At 29.5% G+C, this 18,138-nt stretch carries 16 protein-coding genes; 15 read left to right on the top strand and 1 reads right to left on the bottom strand.

Going from position 1 to position 18,138, the window contains the following annotated elements; genetic code table 11:
- Positions 1 to 3 precede the first annotated feature (3 nt).
- The 11 genes from QMG30_RS13200 (at position 4) to QMG30_RS13150 (ending at position 10,105) form a co-directional block, all read left to right on the top strand.
- Positions 4 to 300 carry an OadG family protein gene (locus tag QMG30_RS13200; protein WP_281816072.1) on the top strand — a complete coding sequence of 99 codons (297 nt, stop codon included), beginning with the start codon at positions 4 to 6 and terminating at the stop codon, positions 298 to 300.
- Positions 301 to 372: 72 nt separating this feature from the next.
- Positions 373 to 744 (top strand): biotin/lipoyl-containing protein, encoded by a 372-nt coding sequence (locus tag QMG30_RS13195; protein WP_281816069.1) that lies wholly within the window; start codon positions 373 to 375, stop codon positions 742 to 744.
- A 110-nt stretch (positions 745 to 854) separates the two neighbouring features.
- Entirely contained in the window at positions 855 to 1,949 is a 1,095-nt protein-coding gene (locus QMG30_RS13190) for a sodium ion-translocating decarboxylase subunit beta (RefSeq protein ID WP_281816100.1), read from the top strand.
- Between the two features lie 81 nt (positions 1,950 to 2,030).
- Complete coding sequence (locus QMG30_RS13185) at positions 2,031 to 3,440, top strand: oxaloacetate decarboxylase subunit alpha (protein ID WP_281816066.1); 1,410 nt, start codon at positions 2,031 to 2,033, stop codon at positions 3,438 to 3,440.
- A 262-nt stretch (positions 3,441 to 3,702) separates the two neighbouring features.
- Positions 3,703 to 4,623, top strand: coding sequence for a MurR/RpiR family transcriptional regulator (locus QMG30_RS13180; protein WP_281816064.1), 921 nt, complete (start codon positions 3,703 to 3,705; stop codon positions 4,621 to 4,623).
- A 27-nt stretch (positions 4,624 to 4,650) separates the two neighbouring features.
- The gene (locus QMG30_RS13175; RefSeq protein WP_281816097.1) at positions 4,651 to 5,889 is read left to right on the top strand and encodes a BaiN/RdsA family NAD(P)/FAD-dependent oxidoreductase; all 1,239 of its coding nucleotides are present in this window, start codon (positions 4,651 to 4,653) and stop codon (positions 5,887 to 5,889) included.
- A gap of 23 nt (positions 5,890 to 5,912) precedes the next feature.
- Positions 5,913 to 6,269 (top strand): chorismate mutase, encoded by a 357-nt coding sequence (gene aroH / locus QMG30_RS13170; protein ID WP_281816063.1) that lies wholly within the window; start codon positions 5,913 to 5,915, stop codon positions 6,267 to 6,269.
- A 234-nt stretch (positions 6,270 to 6,503) separates the two neighbouring features.
- Positions 6,504 to 7,163 (top strand): (d)CMP kinase, encoded by a 660-nt coding sequence (gene cmk, locus QMG30_RS13165; RefSeq protein WP_281816095.1) that lies wholly within the window; start codon positions 6,504 to 6,506, stop codon positions 7,161 to 7,163.
- Positions 7,164 to 7,184: 21 nt separating this feature from the next.
- Positions 7,185 to 8,036: a 4-hydroxy-3-methylbut-2-enyl diphosphate reductase gene (ispH, locus tag QMG30_RS13160; RefSeq protein WP_281816060.1), complete on the top strand. Its 852-nt coding sequence runs from the start codon at positions 7,185 to 7,187 to the stop codon at positions 8,034 to 8,036.
- Positions 8,011 to 9,135: a 30S ribosomal protein S1 gene (gene rpsA, locus QMG30_RS13155; protein ID WP_281816059.1), complete on the top strand. Its 1,125-nt coding sequence runs from the start codon at positions 8,011 to 8,013 to the stop codon at positions 9,133 to 9,135. The genes ispH and rpsA overlap by 26 nt, the downstream gene beginning before the upstream one ends.
- Positions 9,136 to 9,316: 181 nt before the next feature.
- The gene (locus QMG30_RS13150; protein WP_281816056.1) at positions 9,317 to 10,105 is read left to right on the top strand and encodes a CheR family methyltransferase; all 789 of its coding nucleotides are present in this window, start codon (positions 9,317 to 9,319) and stop codon (positions 10,103 to 10,105) included.
- Here QMG30_RS13150 and QMG30_RS13145 read toward each other — a convergent pair.
- Positions 10,100 to 11,188 (bottom strand): ribonuclease H-like domain-containing protein, encoded by a 1,089-nt coding sequence (locus QMG30_RS13145; RefSeq protein WP_281816054.1) that lies wholly within the window; start codon positions 11,186 to 11,188, stop codon positions 10,100 to 10,102. The two genes, QMG30_RS13150 and QMG30_RS13145, sit on opposite strands and share 6 nt — an antisense overlap.
- Before the next feature lie 304 nt (positions 11,189 to 11,492).
- On the opposite strand from QMG30_RS13145, the gene QMG30_RS13140 reads away from it, so the two are divergent.
- The 4 genes from QMG30_RS13140 to mutL all read left to right on the top strand — a co-directional run bounded on the left by QMG30_RS13140 (position 11,493) and on the right by mutL (position 18,129).
- Positions 11,493 to 11,849, top strand: coding sequence for a hypothetical protein (locus tag QMG30_RS13140; RefSeq protein ID WP_281816052.1), 357 nt, complete (start codon positions 11,493 to 11,495; stop codon positions 11,847 to 11,849).
- 123 nt (positions 11,850 to 11,972) lie between these two features.
- The gene (gene miaB / locus QMG30_RS13135; protein WP_330680740.1) at positions 11,973 to 13,379 is read left to right on the top strand and encodes a tRNA (N6-isopentenyl adenosine(37)-C2)-methylthiotransferase MiaB; all 1,407 of its coding nucleotides are present in this window, start codon (positions 11,973 to 11,975) and stop codon (positions 13,377 to 13,379) included.
- 64 nt (positions 13,380 to 13,443) lie between these two features.
- Positions 13,444 to 16,119, top strand: a complete 2,676-nt coding sequence (mutS, locus tag QMG30_RS13130; protein WP_281816051.1) for a DNA mismatch repair protein MutS — start codon at positions 13,444 to 13,446, stop codon at positions 16,117 to 16,119.
- A gap of 15 nt (positions 16,120 to 16,134) precedes the next feature.
- Positions 16,135 to 18,129, top strand: coding sequence for a DNA mismatch repair endonuclease MutL (mutL, locus tag QMG30_RS13125; RefSeq protein WP_281816049.1), 1,995 nt, complete (start codon positions 16,135 to 16,137; stop codon positions 18,127 to 18,129).
- The last annotated feature ends 9 nt before the right edge of the window (positions 18,130 to 18,138 follow it).

Genomic DNA, 18,138 nt, shown 5'->3' with positions numbered 1-18,138 from the left:
ATTATGAATAACTTATCTGAAGGTGTAATTGCACTTATAAGTGGGATGGGAATAGTATTTGCAGTACTTATTCTAATTGCCTTTGTTATATGGATGTTTAAGTTTATCAAACAACCTGAAAAAAAGGAAGTTGTAGTTCCACAGGCTGCACCTGTTCAGGCAGAACCGGAAGAAGAAACAGATGATTTAGAATTAGTTGCTGTAATTACAGCTGCAATTGCAGCTTCACTTAATACAACAACTGACAAATTACAAGTAAAATCTTTTAGAAGAATAGGTTCAAATAGATCTAGATGGTAGTTTAGAAATAACGATTTGACATTAAAACTTTTCTTAAAAATTATTTGTAAATATTCGATAGGAGGATTTATCATGAGAAATTTTCAAGTTACTGTTAATGGTAATACATACGAAGTTGCTGTAGAGGAATTAGGAAACGGACAAGTTGCAACTCCAGTAGTATCTGCACCATCAGCGGTACCTAAAAAGGCAGCACCAGCAAAGAAAGCTGCAGCATCAGCACCAGCAGGAGCAACTAAAGTAACTGCTCCAATGCAAGGCAAAATTATAGATGTAAAAGTATCTGCAGGACAACAAGTTCAAGCAGGAGATGTATTAGTGATACTCGAAGCGATGAAAATGGAAAATGAAGTTGTAGCTCCAAAAGCTGGTACAGTTGCTTCTGTAAATGTTTCAGCAGGACAAAGCGTTGAAACAGGAGATTTAATAGTATCTCTAAACTAAGAATAACATAGTAGGGAGGTAACTCAATAATGGAATTTTGGAGTAGGCTTGGAGACGCTTTGATGGGATTTATTGATGGTACTGGTATTACCTGGATTGTTAAAAATTTCATGGGAGATACTCAAGCTTGGCGTAATGTATTTATGATAATAGTTGCATTAATATTAATGTATCTAGCCATTAAAAAAGAATATGAACCATTATTATTATTACCAATATCATTTGGTATGTTGTTAGTTAACTTGCCTTTAAGTGGAGTTATGAATGAACCTGTAGGAGATCAAATAGGTGGATTATTACATTATTTGTATCAAGGTGATGAACTTGGTATATTCCCACCATTAATCTTCATGGGTGTAGGAGTTATGACAGATTTCGGTCCATTGTTAGCTAATCCTAAAAGTTTCTTATTAGGTGCAGCAGCTCAATTTGGTATATTTTTTGCATTCTTTGGTGCATTAGTTTTAGGTTTTTCACCTAATGAAGCGGCTTCAATAGGTATTATAGGTGGAGCAGATGGACCTACAGCAATATTTACTACAATTCAATTAGCTCCTGATTTATTAGGGCCGATTGCTGTTGCGGCATATTCGTATATGTCATTGGTGCCTATAATCCAACCACCAATTATGAAGGCATTAACAACTAAAGAAGAACGTGTAATAAAGATGGAACAATTAAGACCAGTATCACATTTAGAAAAAGTATTGTTTCCAATTGTTGTTACAATAGTAATTATACTTATATTACCATCAACAGCACCACTTATTGGTATGCTTATGTTTGGTAACCTTATAAAAGTTTCTGGTGTAACTGAGAAACTTGCTGAAACAGCTTCTAATGCACTTATGTATATTATTACAATATTTTTAGGTATTACTGTTGGAGCTACAGCAAGTGCAGAAAAGTTTTTAACAGTTGCTACTATAAAAATATTATTATTAGGATTAGCAGCATTTGCAATCGGTACAGCTATGGGTGTAGTTTTCGGTAAGATAATGTGTAAATTATCCGGTGGTAAAATTAACCCATTAATTGGAGCTGCTGGTGTATCGGCTGTTCCTATGGCAGCTAGAGTTGTACAAAAAGTAGGACAAAAAGAAAACCCAACCAACTTCTTATTAATGCATGCTATGGGACCAAACGTAGCAGGAGTTATAGGTTCAGCAGTTGCTGCTGGGGTATTCTTAACATTATATAAATAGTAATAAACGAATTAATAAGTTAACAAAATGACTTATGATTTCACTTATATAGAAAGTCAATGATTATAGGAGGTTTAAGATATGGCTGTGAAGAAAAAACCTGTTCAGATTACAGATACCATACTTAGAGACGCTCACCAATCACTAATAGCCACTAGAATGAAAATTGAAGATATGCTTCCTATTGTAGAAAAACTAGACAAAGTAGGATATCATTCAGTTGAATGTTGGGGTGGAGCAACATTTGATGCTTGTTTGCGTTTCCTTAAGGAAGATCCATGGGAAAGACTTAGAAAGTTAAGAAGTGGATTTAAAAATACTAAATTACAAATGTTACTTAGAGGACAAAATATTTTAGGATATAGACATTATTCAGATGATGTTGTAGAATATTTCGTTCAGAAAACTATTGCTAACGGTATAGATATTTTACGTATTTTTGATGCTTTAAATGATCCTAGAAACTTAAAAACTGCAATAGATGCAACTAAAAAAGAAGGCGGTCATGCACAGATTGCTATTTCTTATACTCTAAGTGAAGTACATACATTAGAGTATTACGCAAAACTTGCAAAACAATTAGAAGATATGGGTGCTGACTCTATTTGTATAAAAGATATGGCAGGATTATTAGTACCATACTCAGCAACAGAATTAGTTAAAACATTAAAAGAAACAGTAAAAGTTCCTATCCAATTACATGCACACTACACAAGTGGTGTTGCTTCAATGACTTATTTGAAGGCAGTAGAAGCCGGTGCAGATATCATTGATACTGCAATGTCTCCATTCTCAATGGGAACAGCTCAACCTGCTACAGAAGTTATGGTAGAAACATTTAAAGGAACACCTTATGATACAGGATTCGACCAAGATCTATTATCTGAGATAGCTGATTATTTCAGACCTCAAAGAGAAAAAGCTCTTGAAACAGGACTTATGAATCCAAAAGTATTAGGTGTTAACATTAAAACATTATTATACCAAGTACCAGGAGGTATGTTATCCAACTTAGTATCTCAACTTCAAAAACAAAATGCAGAAAACAAATTCTACGATGTTCTTGAAGAGATTCCTAGAGTTAGAGCAGACTATGGATATCCTCCACTTGTAACACCATCTAGCCAGATTGTAGGTACTCAAGCAGTACTTAATGTCCTAAGTGGTGAAAGATATAAGATGGTAACTAAAGAATCAAAAGCTTTAGTTAGAGGAGAATATGGTAGAACACCTGTACCAATTAGTGATAAGATCAAGAAAATCATTATTGGAAAAGAAAAACAGATTACTTGTCGTCCAGCTGATTTGATTAAGCCAGAACTTAAGAAAATTGAATCTGAAATGAAGAAATATAAGCAACAAGATGAAGATGTTTTATCTTATGCTTTATTCCCACAAGTAGCAGAAGATTTTTTCAAATACAGAGAAGCTCAACAAACTAAGGTAGATCCTAATATGGCTGACAAAGATAACAAGGTATATCCTGTATAGAGAAATATAATAAAGCTGGTGCCTTCTGGTACTAGTTTTATTTTTTTTCAATTATTATAACATTGATACTTTTGTATATGCATACTTTATTAATTAAAACATATTGTAAAATTATTTTTATTAATATATAATAATTAGGAAAGTAGTAAAAAGAAATAATTCATTAACTATAATTATGTAGCTCAGTTCAGAATAGAAAATACATAATAATGAGTTATGCCAAAATATATAAGGAATTAACAATTGTTAGAGAGGTATTAATATGCATAGACAAAATGATTTGATGAAAAGAATTAATAATTCTTATCCAAAACTTAGTAAAGGGCAAAAATTATTAGCTAATTATATACTAGAGCATTATGAAAAAGCAGTTTTTCTGACAGCAGCTAAGTTAGGGAAAATAGTAGGAGTAAGTGAATCGACAGTAGTAAGATTTGCTAATGAATTAGGGTATGATGGATATCCAAAGCTCCAAAGAGCTCTTGAAGAACTAGTTAAAACTAAATTAACTTCATCCCAGAGAGTTGAAGTAACATCAGATAGAATTGATAAAAATCATGTATTGAAATCAGTTTTACAATCAGATGCTGAAAAGATAAAGCATACATTAGAAGAAATCAACGAGGATATATTCAATCAATCAGTTGATATGATACTTGGTGCTAGGAAAATATATATACTTGGGGTTAGAAGTTGTGCATCTTTAGCAAGTTTTTTAGGCTTTTATTTTAATCTAATATTCGATAATACTAAACTGATTCATACAAATAGTGTTAGTGAAATGTTTGAACAGATTTATAGAATTGGTCCTGAAGATGTTGTTATAGGAATTAGTTTCCCAAGATATTCAAAACGTACAATAAAAGCAGTTGAATTCTCTAAAAGCAGGAATGCTAAAGTTATAGCTATAACTGATAGTTATTTATCTCCATTAATACAGTTTGCTGATTGCAGTTTAATAGCTAGAAGTGATATGGCATCATTTGTGGATTCATTAGTTGCTCCACTTAGTCTAGTCAATGCTTTAATAGTCGCTTTGTGTATCAGAAAACAAGATGAAGTATTAGATACTCTAGAAAATCTGGAAAAAGTATGGAGTGAGTATCAAGTATATGATAATAATGAAGATTACAATATGAATTATAATATACAATCAAAGAATAATACTGATTTATTAGAATAACTAAATTTGAAAGGACTTGAATTAAGATTGGGAAAAGTATTAATAGTAGGAGGTGGACCATCGGGCATGATGGCAGCTATAATTGCTGCAAGAAATGGTTGTGAAGTCCACCTTTTTGAGAGAAACAATAAATGCGGTAAAAAATTATATATTACTGGAAAAGGCAGATGTAATATAACTAATGCTACTGATGTGGAAGAATTACTTAATAATGTCACTACTAATAGTAAGTTTCTATACAGTGCATTTTACACATTTGATAGTTTTAGTCTGATAGATTTTTTTAACAACATCGGATTGAAGACTAAAATTGAAAGAGGTAATAGGGTTTTTCCTGTTTCTGATAAATCTTCAGATGTTATATCAGCATTGACAAGAGAAATGAAAAGATTAGGTGTTAATATACACTTGAATACAAGAGTAAAAGATATTAAAGTTGAAAATAATACTATAAAGGGAATTATTCTTGATGATGGTTCATTAATACAAGGTGACCGTATAATTATAGCTACTGGTGGATTATCATATCCTTCTACTGGTTCTACGGGGGATGGATATAAATTTGCCGCTAAAGTCAATCATATTATTAAAGATACTCATCCATCGCTAGTACCTCTAGAAACAAAAGAAGAATGGGTTAAGGAATTACAAGGATTATCTCTTAGAAATGTTAATATTTCTATAAAAGTAGGGGATAAAGTTGTTTATGATAATTTTGGAGAAATGCTATTTACTCATTTTGGAGTTACTGGACCGTTGATTTTGTCATCTAGTAGATTCATTATTCCATATAAAGACAAAGAATTGACTTTGTCAATAGATTTAAAACCCACTTTAGATATTAAGAAACTCGATACTAGAATATTAAAAGATTTCAATAAATACTCCCGTAAACAATTCAAAAATTCTCTAGATGATTTATTACCTAAGAAATTAATACCAGTAATTATTAAATTATCTGGTATACACGAAGAGAAAAAGGTAGACCAAATATCTAGAGAAGAAAGATTAAAGCTGGTAAATACCATAAAAAATCTTACATGTCATATAGTTAGGACTAGAGATTACAATGAAGCAATTATTACTTGTGGAGGAGTAGATTTAAAAGGTATTAATCCAATGACAATGGAATCAAAGAAAATAAGTGGTTTATATTTCACTGGAGAAGTACTTGATTTAGATGCAATGACCGGTGGATTTAATTTACAAATAGCCTTTTCTACAGGTTATCTTGCAGGTATGGCAATAACTGAAAAAATAATTTAATTTATCATAATAGGAGTGAATAGATGGTTTCCATAAGAGGAGCAATAACAGTTGATAGTAATACGAAAGAAAATATTATTAATGATACAAAAATATTACTAAAAGAGATATTAAATAGAAACAATATTAATAATGAAGAGATAATATCTATAATATTTACAGCTACTAAAGATTTGACAGCTGCATATCCAGCAATTGGTGCTAGAGAATTAGGTATAGTTCATGGAGCATTAATGTGTGTAAGTGAAATGTATGTTGAAAATAGTTTGGAAAAATGTTTGAGAGTTATGATTAATGTTAATCAAAATAAATTGCAAAAAGAAGTTAAGCATGTTTATCTAAAAGAGGCAGTGAAGTTGAGACCTGATTTAATAGATTAGTATTTAATGAGCACTAATCATGTATTTGCTTTCATTAAATTAAAGGTGGAAAAGTAGATTATGTATAATCAAAAATTTGAATACCACTTAAAACTATAATTTAACTACAATAAATGAATAGAAAAAGGTAATTTTATCTAATATAATAAAACTTAGTATTGACAGTTTGTTAAATACAGTTTATAGTTTATTATTGGTGACAATATTATTACGGAGGGTAATGTTGTGAATAGAATTAATATAGCAATTGATGGACCAGCTGGTGCAGGTAAAAGCACCATAGCTAAAAAGATTGCAAAAAAATTAGATATTATATATGTAGATACTGGTGCTATGTATAGAGCTTTTGGACTCTATTGTATAAGAAATAATATATCAAGTAATCAAAATAGTATTATTAACGATGTATTGAATAATATTGATATAAGTATTTGTTATATTGATGGAGAGCAACAGGTAATGCTCAATAAAGAGAATGTCAATAAATTTATTAGGGATGAAGAAGTCGGTAAGATGGCATCTGAAATCTCAGTAAATAAAAACGTACGTCTTAAATTAGTTGAGTTACAAAGGAATCTTGCTAAAAAAGAAAACATAATTATGGATGGTAGAGATATCGGAACATACGTTTTGCCTGATGCAACAGTAAAGATTTATCTCACTGCAAGTGTAGAAACGAGAGCGGAGAGACGTCATGAAGAACTGTTACAAAAAAATATGATTGTGGATATAGAATCAATAAAAGATGAAATCAATAGAAGAGATTATAGAGATATGAATAGAGATTTTGCTCCTTTAAAAAAAGCTGAAGATGCTGTAGAAGTTGATACATCTGATTTATCCATTGAAGAAGTAGTAGATAACATTCTTAATATAATAGGTAATAAAAAATAATCTTTTGGAAGTGAAATGATTATGGAAATAATTGTTGCAAAATCAGCTGGATTTTGTTTCGGCGTAGATAGAGCAGTAAAAAGTGTGTATGATAATATAAGTAATAAACCATTATATACATATGGACCAATTATTCATAACTTGCAAGTAGTTAATGAGTTGGAAGATAAAGGCGTTAAAGTCGTAAATAATATAGAAGAACTCCGTAAATTGGAAAAGGGAAAAGTTATTATCAGATCCCATGGAGTCGAAGAAAAAATATATGAGATTATAAAGGATAGCGGATTTTCTATTGTTGATGCTACATGCCCTTATGTTAAGAAAATCCACCACATTGTAAATGATTATAGCAAAAAGGGTGATACTATAATTATAATAGGAGACTCCACTCATCCAGAAGTTATTGGAATTAAAGGTTGGAGTACTAGAGAAACAATTATCATAGAAAATGTAGAAGATGCTAAGAAGCTTGACATACCTAAAGATACACATTTATGTGTTGTTGCACAAACAACATTAAATTATCTAAAATATCAAGAAATAATTGAAATAATTTTGGATAAAGGGTATCATGTAGATATAAAGAATACAATATGTAGAGCTACTAGGGATAGACAGGAAGAAGCGATAAATCTATCCAAAAAAGTAGATAAAATGTTAGTTATAGGTGGAAAGCATAGCTCTAATACAAGAAAGTTATACCAATTATGCAAGAATCAATGTGATAATACTTATCATATTGAAACTATAGAAGATTTGGAGTTGCTTGTTTTTAGTAAAAATGAGATAATAGGAATTACAGCTGGAGCTTCAACTCCAAAGAACATTATTCAGGAGGTTATTACACATGTCAGAAATACAGAACGAAATTAGTTTTGAGGAAATGTTAGAACAATCCCTAAAATCAATTCACAGGGGAGAAATAGTTGAAGGGACAGTTATAGATGTTAATGATGATGAAGTTTTTGTTAATATTGGGTACAAGTCTGATGGTATCATACCTAAGAGCGAATACTCAAACTATCCTGAGATAAAGCTGCAAGATGCTGTGAAACCAGGGGATAAGCTACAAGTAAAAGTTTTACGAGTTAATGATGGTGAAGGACAAGTTTTACTTACTTACAAAAGAATACTTGCTGAACAAGGACTTAACAAAATCGACGAATACTATAAAAATAAAGATCATTTAACTGCAAAAGTTTCACTTGTATTAGCTGGTGGATTAGTGGTTATTGTTGATGAAGTTAGAATATTCATTCCAGCTTCCCTAGTATCTGATGAATATGTTGATAATTTAAGAGATTTCTTAGGAAAAGAAATTACATTTGTTATAAGTGAATTCAATCTTAGAAAAGGTAGAATCATTGGTAATAGAAAACAGTTATTATTAGAAGATAAGCACAAGAGAATTAAGGAATCAATGGATAAATTAGAAGTTGGAATGGTTGCAACTGGAAATATTAAAAATGTAACAGATTACGGTGCATTTGTTAATATTGATGGTATCGATGGATTAATTCATATTTCTCAAATGTCTTGGGGAAGAGTTAAGAGACCAAGTGATGTTGTAAAAGTTGGAGATAAAGTAAAAGTTAGAATCATTGGTATTGATGCTGAAAAGAATAAGATTTCATTATCAATGAAATTCGATGAAGAAAACCCTTGGAATGATGCAGCTACTAAATATGCTGTAGATAATGTAGTTGAAGGTGTTGTTGCAAGAATGACAGACTTTGGTGCATTCATTGAATTAGAACCAGGTGTGGATGCATTATTACATGTATCGCAAATTGCTAAGAAACACGTTGATAAACCATCTGACGAATTAAAAATTGGTCAAAAAATTACAGCTAAAGTATTAGACTTTAATGAAGAATCTAAAAAGATCAGCTTAAGTATTAAGGCATTAGAAGATAATAAGTCTAAAGATGCAAAAGAAGAAACTGCTGAAGAAGAAACAACACAAGAATAAAAGATTTAACAAGTTTAATTTGTTATATGAATTTCTTATAGTAAAATAAAAATAGATAATTTTACTTAATAAAAAAAGCTGCAAAAAATATTCTAGAGTATTTTTTGTAGTTTTCTTTATAAAATAACAAAGGGTACAAACAAATAACTGTAATAAACTTATTAAAGGGGAAGATAAAATAGTGATTGAAAATTATGATGATTTTAAAGAAGCCATTTTCAGACTCTCTAAAATTGATTTGAGTTCCTATAAAGAAAGACAAATGAAAAGGCGTATAGATTCATTAATCAAAAAAAATGAAGCTGAAACTTATCAAGAATTTGTTGATTTACTAAAAAAAGATAGAAAAACATATGAAGAATTTATTAATTATTTGACAATTAATGTATCAGAATTTTATAGGAATCCTACTCAATGGCAAGTTCTTGAAAAAGATATTATACCTTATCTGATCAATAAATTTTCTAAAAACCTAAAAATTTGGAGTTCCGCTTGTTCTACAGGTGATGAACCCTATTCTCTAGCTATGGTTTTAAGTAAATTTATACCATTAAATCAAATTAAAATTGTTGCAACAGATATTGATAAGCAGGTTTTGGAAAAAGCAAAATTAGGACTATATAAAGATAAAAGTTTAGTTGGATTACCTGAAGAATTCAAATCAAAATTTTTTAGACAAGTGGGTAATTCATATCAGATCACGGATGATATCAAAAAGTGTATAGAATTTAGACAATTGAATTTATTAAAAGATGAATATCCTAAAAACTGTGACTTAATCGTATGCCGTAATGTTTTGATATACTTTACTGATGATGCAAAAGATAGTATTTATAAAAAATTCAATAGAGCAATGAAAAAGGATGCAGTTCTTTTTGTTGGAAGTACAGAACAGATTATTCAATCGATTGAATATAAATTTTCATCCTTAAAATCTTTTTTCTACACTAAAAATGATGAATTATTATAAATTATTTAGAACGCTAATACATAAATTTTCTATGAAAGTATTGTTTTCTAGTGTACAGTCTAATAACATAATATATCTAGTTTTGGATTTCGTAGATGTATAGAATAAATTTTCATTGATAGCGTTATAGTTATCAAGTAGAGGTATAAAAATGCCTCTTTTCTTTATATAACTTAATTCTCGTGTAGCCTTAATTTTATTATCTTTGTCAATGTATTTAGCAATATCTTTATGAATTGCTTGATCTTCAGAATAAACATAATAGTAATCTTTATAATTATCAAAAAAATATTTTAATTCATCTTTTATTAAGGATATGTTGATAACTATTCTTTCATTATTTATATGAACACTGTAATTTCCATGAGTATATTTATAATCAAAAGGTGTAGTTGTGCTTAATGAAATGTTGATAGCCAATATCATTTCTTCTATGGAAATACTATCAATCGTAAATGGTATTTTATTATTGACCAAATTGTTATATATATCTATGTAATCTAGTATTTTTAGCGATTTTGTCAAACCAATTATATCGTCTTCATTATGCTGTAATAAGTTATTTCTAATAATAATATCTTTAGAATTTGTATAAGAAATGAATTGATTTATTAATTCTCCTCCAGAAAATTTATCTTTTCTATGTATGTTAAGATATTTCTCAATAGTTTTCAATTTGCAATTTTCTATATTGAATATATGTTTGCATGGTTTTATTAATTTGTAAATATCTATATTATCTAAACAAGAAAGAGTATTAGATATTCTGTATAAATGTGCTTTTTTTGAAACGAAAGGAATGTCAAAAGTTGTTCCGTTATAATGAACTATACATTTGAAATCATTACTGAATTTAATAAATTCATAAATAACAGCATATTCATCATTTTCATTTTCTGCTAACCATTGAATTATATTAGCTTGCTCATCAACAAAGTAAACACATCCAATTAAATAAATTATATTTTTCCTATAAGAAAATCCTGTAGTCTCAATATCAAATATCAGTAGATTCTCAAGACTGTCAAATCTTTCCTTTAGTGATTTTATGTTTATATCAATATTCTTATTTATTATTATCATAGATTTCTCCTTAGAGTAATGTAATACAAAAATTATTTGAAACTATATGATGAATAATTAATTTTATTATCATATAAATGCAGACCAACTTTCAATAACAATATTATACTTTAATATAATAATTTATTCAATAATTCTATTATTTGGTAAGAATAACAATAACTAAATTGTCTAAAAACATGAAAAATTATTTATATATACGATATGTTAAAGACTATTATTATGTTATAATAGATAGAGCTTGTACACCCTTTTGATTATCTTAGCATATAATGTACTAAAGAATTAGAAGGAGGGACAAGTTGTGGAATATTCATATTTAATTTTAATTCCCCTTATAGCAGGTATGGGCGAAACTATAAGAATGACTGGAGTACCAAACAGATATATACCATTCATAAATCTAGTTATTGGACTAGCTCTTGGTATGACATTATGTTCTACTAATCTGAAATCATGTGTAATATTTGGTTTATATACTGGCTTAAGCGCATCAGGTTTAGTTAGGTCGTCAAGGGAATTCAATAATTGTTTAAATACTAGAAGCCCCTGTGATAAAAAGAAATATAATACCAAAAAGTATAAAGATATTATTAATGAAGAATCTAATAATTACAATGATGATATGAATTCAGATGATGAAAACATAGATGATAATTAACAATGGTTGAAAAAAAACTATATATTATGTAAAATACTAATATCATAAAAAATAAAATTATATATGCGATAAAAAGATAAGTGTATTGATAATCATTTAATAGACGGATAGTGGAGGAATAAAATGAATAAAAATCTAGACATATCACATGAAGAAAGTCTAAAACAAAAACGAATAATGGACAAACTCTCAGAACAAATAAAAGGTAAAGGGTTAAAATATTTTGTCTCAACTTTTGGGTGCCAAATGAATGCCCATGATTCGGAAAAACTAAAGGGAATATTAGAACAAATAGGTTATGTACCTGCAACTGAAGAAAAAGATGCTGATTTTGTTATATATAATACATGTTGTGTTAGAGAGAATGCTGAATTAAAAGTATATGGTAGACTTGGCGCATTGAAAAATAGTAAAAAACGTAATCCTAATATGTTGATTGCACTATGTGGATGTATGATGCAACAAGATACAGTTATTAAAGAAATTAAAAGAGCATATAGACATGTGGATATTCTATTTGGTACTCATAATTTATATAAATTAGCAGAATTGATTCAAACTAGGCTAGATACAGGTAAAATGGTTATAGATATATGGGAAAATTATAAAGAAATCGTTGAAGATCTTCCTAGCATCAGAAAATATAAATTTAAATCAAGTGTTAATGTCATGTTTGGATGTAACAATTTCTGTACTTATTGTATAGTACCTTACGTTAGAGGTAGGGAAAGAAGCAGAAAACCAGAAGATATAATGAATGAAATAAAAGAATTGGTTGAAGATGGAGTGAAAGAGATAACTTTATTAGGGCAAAACGTTAACTCTTATGGAAAAAGTTTGGACAATCCTATTACTTTTGCAGAGCTTATACAAGAGATAGAAAAAATAGATGGATTGGAACGTATTAGATTCATGACTTCTCATCCAAAAGATTTATCGGACGAGCTTATAGAAGTAATAGGAAATTCAAAAAAATTATGTAATCATATTCATTTGCCATTTCAATCTGGTAGTACCAAGGTGCTTAAAAAAATGAATAGAAGATATACTAAGGAGCAATATCTTGAGTTAGTTGATAAAATAAAAGCTGTTCGTAAAAATGTCGCATTAACTACGGATATAATTGTAGGTTTCCCAGGAGAGACCGAAGAAGATTTTATGGATACGATAGATGTAGTTAAAAAAGTTGAATTTGACAATGCTTTTACATTTTTATATTCCGTCAGAACTGGAACACCAGCTGCGACTATGGAAAATCAAGTTCCTGAGAATGTAGCAAAAGAACGTTTTAATAGATTGTTAGAAGTATTAGACGAAATAGTGCATAAAAAAGCATGTGATAAAGTAGGTTCTACTTATGATGTATTAGTTGAACAAGTCAATAAACAAAATAATGATCTAGTATCAGGTAGATTAGAAAGTAATCATCTTGTACACTTTAAAGGTAATGAAGATTTAATAGGTAAAATAGTACCTGTTAATATAATTGAGTCAAAAGGTTATTATTTATTAGGGGAATTAGCTGAGTAAATTAAACTATAGTTTTATATTAATCGTTACGGATAATAATTACATTACGAAAAGAGGTTACTTAATGAAGAATAAATTATCACCTATGATGCAACAATATATAGACCTAAAAGAACAATATGATGATTGTATATTATTTTTTAGATTAGGTGATTTCTATGAGATGTTTTTTGAAGATGCTAAGTTGGCGTCTAGAGAATTAGGAATTACGTTAACTGGCAGAGATTGTGGACAAGCTGATAGAGCGCCTATGTGTGGTGTTCCACATCATTCATCTGAAAACTATATCAATAAGTTAATTAAAAAAGGGTACAAGGTAGCTATATGTGAACAGGTAGAAGATCCGAAGCAAGCCAAAGGTATAGTTAAGAGAGAAGTTGTTAGAATCGTTACGCCTGGTACCAATTTAAATATGCAATCACTAGACGAAACCAAAAACAACTATTTGATGAGTATATGCAATAATAAAGATAATTATGGTATTGCACTTGTAGATATAACTACTGGAGATTTTCTGGTTACAGAAGTAAAAGAGAAAAGAAAACTTATTGATGAAATAGGAAAATTTGTACCAACAGAAATAATATGTAATAAAGACATTATTGAATCTACAGATTTCATCAGGGAGCTGAAAGACAGATTTCATTCATATATAAGTCAAGAAGAAGATTGGTATTTTGATTATAATAGATGTGTGAAAAACATAAAAGACCAATTTTTAGTAGGTGCTATAGATGGATTGGGAATTAAGGAATTCAACCAAGGGGTATGTGCAGTAGGAGCATTATTAGAATATTTGTATAAGACTCAAAAAAGTAATATATCTCATATAACTACGTTGACTCCTTATTTGACAGATTCCTATATGATGGTTGACTTATCATCAAAAAGGAACTTAGAGTTAGTAGAAACACTTAGAGAAAAAGAACGTAGAGGTTCTTTATTATGGGTGCTTGATAGAACTAAAACTGCTATGGGATCAAGGCTTTTAAGAAAATGGATTGAACAGCCTTTGTTATCAAAAAGCGATATTGAAGATAGACTTGATGGAGTTGAAGAATTAAAGAATAAACCTATAGTAAGTGAAGAATTAAAGGAATTTCTTAATCCCATATACGATTTAGAAAGATTAATGAGTAAGATAAGTCTGAAAACGGCTAATTGTAGAGATTTAATCGCTTTTAAGAATTCTCTTGAGATGTTACCTTTTATCAAAAAACTATTGAGCGAATTGAATTGCAAATACATTACCCGGATGAAAGATAATTTTGATGACCTACGCGATGTTTTTGATTTAATCAATAAGGGAATAATTGATGATCCTCCTATATCTATAAAGGACGGGGGAATAATTAAAACCGGTTATCATCAGCAAGTTGATAAGTTAAGAAAAGCTGGAACAAGAGGTAAACAGTGGATTGCTGAATTAGAAGCGAAAGAAAAAGAATTGACAGGAATTAAGAATCTGAAAATAAAGTTCAATAAAGTATTTGGATATTACATAGATGTAACAAAATCAAACCTGAATCTAGTTCCTGATAGATATGTTAGAAAACAGACCTTAACTAATTCAGAAAGATATATTACTCCAGAATTAAAAGAAATGGAAAATACTATAATGGGAGCAGAGGAAAAAGTTGTAGCTCTTGAGTATGAACTATTCGTGGAATTGAGAAATAAAGTAGCTAAAGAAGTGGATAGAATTAAGGATACAGCATACAAGGTAGCTATACTTGATGTTATATCTTCATTGGCTGATGTTGCTGACAAATATAATTATATACGTCCAGTATTAAGTAATGATGGTGATATTGACATAAAAGATGGGCGTCATCCTGTTGTTGAGAAAATGATGAATAATGAGATGTTCATCTGCAATGATACCTATCTCAATAAGGAAGATAGCAGATTCTCCATTATAACAGGTCCTAATATGGCAGGTAAATCCACATATATGAGACAAGTTGCATTAATTGTTCTGATGGCACAGATTGGTAGCTTTGTTCCAGCTAGTAAAGCACATATTGGAATAGTGGATCGTATTTTCACTAGAGTAGGAGCTTCTGATGATCTTGCGTCCGGTCAAAGTACTTTTATGGTTGAAATGACAGAAGTTGCCAATATACTAAGAAATGCAACAAGTAACAGCCTTCTTATTCTTGATGAAATAGGTAGAGGTACAAGTACATTTGATGGACTTAGTATTGCATGGTCAGTTGTTGAATATATAGTAAATAAAAAGAAAATTGGTGCGAAAACATTATTTGCTACCCATTATCATGAACTTACTGAATTAGAAGGAAAAGTTGATGGTGTACAGAATTATTGTATTTCAGTAAAAGAAAAAGGCGATGATATAATATTTTTGCGTAAAATCATAAAAGGAAGTACGGATAACAGCTATGGTGTACAAGTTGCGAAACTTGCAGGTGTTCCAAATGATGTGATAGACAGAGCTAAAATATTATTATCAGAATTAAGCAATGCAGATATTACTAAGAAGACTGAAATAGTATGTAAAGATGCTATAGAAGAAATAGCTACAATCAATGAAGATGATACTGAAATTATTACTGAGGAGAAGGCTAAGGAAGCAGATGAACCAGTTCAATTAGGATTATTTGATGTTATGAATAATAATGATGTAATAGATGAATTAAAAAGTCTTAATATAGTAGAAATGACACCACTGGATGCATTGAATAAGCTGTATGAATTACATAAAAGAGCCTTAGATTAGAAAGGAAGTGTCATTATGCCTGAAATAAAAATTCTAGATCAAAGTACTATCAATAAAATAGCTGCAGGTGAAGTTGTCGAAAGACCATCATCAGTTGTTAAGGAATTAGTTGAAAATTCTATTGATGCTAATGCAAGTGCTGTAACTGTTGAGATAAAAGAAGGAGGAATATCTTTTATTCGTATAACGGATAATGGAAAAGGAATTTCAAAAGAAGATATTCAAACAGCATTCATCAGACATTCAACCAGTAAAATAAAATCAATAGAAGATCTGGTAACAGTATCGTCACTTGGTTTTAGAGGTGAAGCATTAGCTAGTATTGCAGCAGTATCACAGGTAGAAGTGATAACTAAAACTTATGATGATATTACAGGTGTAAGATATGTAATTGAAGGCGGTAAAGAAATAAGTAAAGAAGAAATTGGTTGCCCAGAAGGAACCACCATCATTGTTAATAATATATTTTTCAATACACCAGCAAGACGTAAATTTCTTAAAAAACCTGCTACAGAAGGAGCTTATGTAAGTGAATTAATTAATAAACTGGCTCTTGGTAATATGCATATATCGTTCAAATTTATTTATAATAATACTATAAAATTACATACTTCTGGTAATAATGTTCTTAAGGATTGTATTTTCAATATTTATGGTAAAGAAATAGCTAAGAACATAGTACCTATTGAAATCAAAGAGGATGATTTTGAAATCAAAGGATACATTGGGAAACCTAGCATCAGCAGAGCAAATAGGAATTATGAAAACTACTATATTAATGGTCGTTATATAAAGAGCAAAATCATAATGAAAGCTATAGAAGAAGGATATAAAACTAAATTAACAGTTCATAGATATCCTTTCACAGCATTCTATATTAAAATAAATCCTGAACTTATTGATGTTAATGTGCATCCTACTAAAATGGAGGTTAGGTTTCATAATGAGTCTATTATGTATAGTTCATTTATAAAAGGGATAAATGAATCATTAAGGAAAATTGATTTAATACCTGAAGTGACTATAGACAATAAGAAGAAGATACAATCTGAGATAATTAACAGTAAAAAAGCTTCTATTCCTGAACCATTTGAGAAAAATAGGTTGAATCAGATAAAAAATGATATTCTTAAAGAAAAAGCCACAAATTATAAAGATACAGATAAAAATAATACTTTTATTAGAAATTCACAAATAACTAATGATAAGGTGCATCAAACTTTTTTACAAACAATAAAACCAGATAATAAAGAAGAAGAAAAAGTGAAAAAAGAGACTGCTATAAATGCAATTAGTGATAATACTGTTAAAAAAGAAATAAGTAATTTAATAAATAATCAAGACAATAATAAGGTTAATGTCAATAATAACCAAAAACAGATAGTTGAACAAGGTGTATTACTGGAGTCTGAAGAACCAACTAAAAAAACTATTAAAAGTCATAAAATAATAGGCCAATTATTTAATACTTATTGGATAGTTGAACTAGAAAATAAATTTTATATTATAGACCAACATGCAGCACATGAAAGAGTTCTCTACGAAAGATTTATGAATAAATTAAAAAATATGGAAATCATGTCACAAGGTCTTTTACAACCAATAATAATACATGTTTCTATAAGAGAGAAACAACTTGTGAAAGACTATAAAAAGTTATTTGATGAATTAGGATTTGAAATAGAAGAATTCGGTAAAGACGCTTATGCAATAAGGAGTGTACCATATATATTTAACAAATCATTAAGTGAAGAACAATTTATAGACATATTAGATAACTTGAATGAACATTATGACCCTAATAAATATGATATGATAAGAGATAATATAGCAACAATGGCATGTAAAGCAGCCGTAAAAGCTCATGACAAATTATCATTGATAGAATATGAAAAATTATTTGATGAGTTACTAAAAATTGAAAATCCGTATACATGCCCCCACGGTAGACCTACAATTATTTCAATGACTAAATATGAGTTAGAGAAGAAATTCAAAAGAATACAATAATAGGAGTGG

This window comes from Vallitalea longa, assembly GCF_027923465.1.
GTDB classification, from domain to species: Bacteria; Bacillota; Clostridia; order Lachnospirales; family Vallitaleaceae; genus Vallitalea; species Vallitalea longa.
Note: the sequence above shows the minus strand (reverse complement) of the source record. Positions and strands in the feature narration are given on the sequence as shown.

Excerpts from the sequence above, each read along its gene's own strand:
- QMG30_RS13200 (WP_281816072.1), top strand. The coding sequence starts at position 4 with ATGAATAACTTATCTGAAGGTGTAATTGCACTTATAAGTGGGATGGGA.
- QMG30_RS13195 (WP_281816069.1), top strand. The coding sequence starts at position 373 with ATGAGAAATTTTCAAGTTACTGTTAATGGTAATACATACGAAGTTGCT.
- QMG30_RS13190 (WP_281816100.1), top strand. The coding sequence starts at position 855 with ATGGGAGATACTCAAGCTTGGCGTAATGTATTTATGATAATAGTTGCA.
- QMG30_RS13185 (WP_281816066.1), top strand. The coding sequence starts at position 2,031 with ATGGCTGTGAAGAAAAAACCTGTTCAGATTACAGATACCATACTTAGA.
- QMG30_RS13180 (WP_281816064.1), top strand. The coding sequence starts at position 3,703 with ATGCATAGACAAAATGATTTGATGAAAAGAATTAATAATTCTTATCCA.
- aroH (WP_281816063.1), top strand. The coding sequence starts at position 5,913 with ATGGTTTCCATAAGAGGAGCAATAACAGTTGATAGTAATACGAAAGAA.
- ispH (WP_281816060.1), top strand. The coding sequence starts at position 7,185 with ATGGAAATAATTGTTGCAAAATCAGCTGGATTTTGTTTCGGCGTAGAT.
- rpsA (WP_281816059.1), top strand. The coding sequence starts at position 8,011 with ATGTCAGAAATACAGAACGAAATTAGTTTTGAGGAAATGTTAGAACAA.
- QMG30_RS13145 (WP_281816054.1), bottom strand. The coding sequence starts at position 11,188 with ATGATAATAATAAATAAGAATATTGATATAAACATAAAATCACTAAAG.
- miaB (WP_330680740.1), top strand. The coding sequence starts at position 11,973 with ATGAATAAAAATCTAGACATATCACATGAAGAAAGTCTAAAACAAAAA.
- mutS (WP_281816051.1), top strand. The coding sequence starts at position 13,444 with ATGAAGAATAAATTATCACCTATGATGCAACAATATATAGACCTAAAA.
- mutL (WP_281816049.1), top strand. The coding sequence starts at position 16,135 with ATGCCTGAAATAAAAATTCTAGATCAAAGTACTATCAATAAAATAGCT.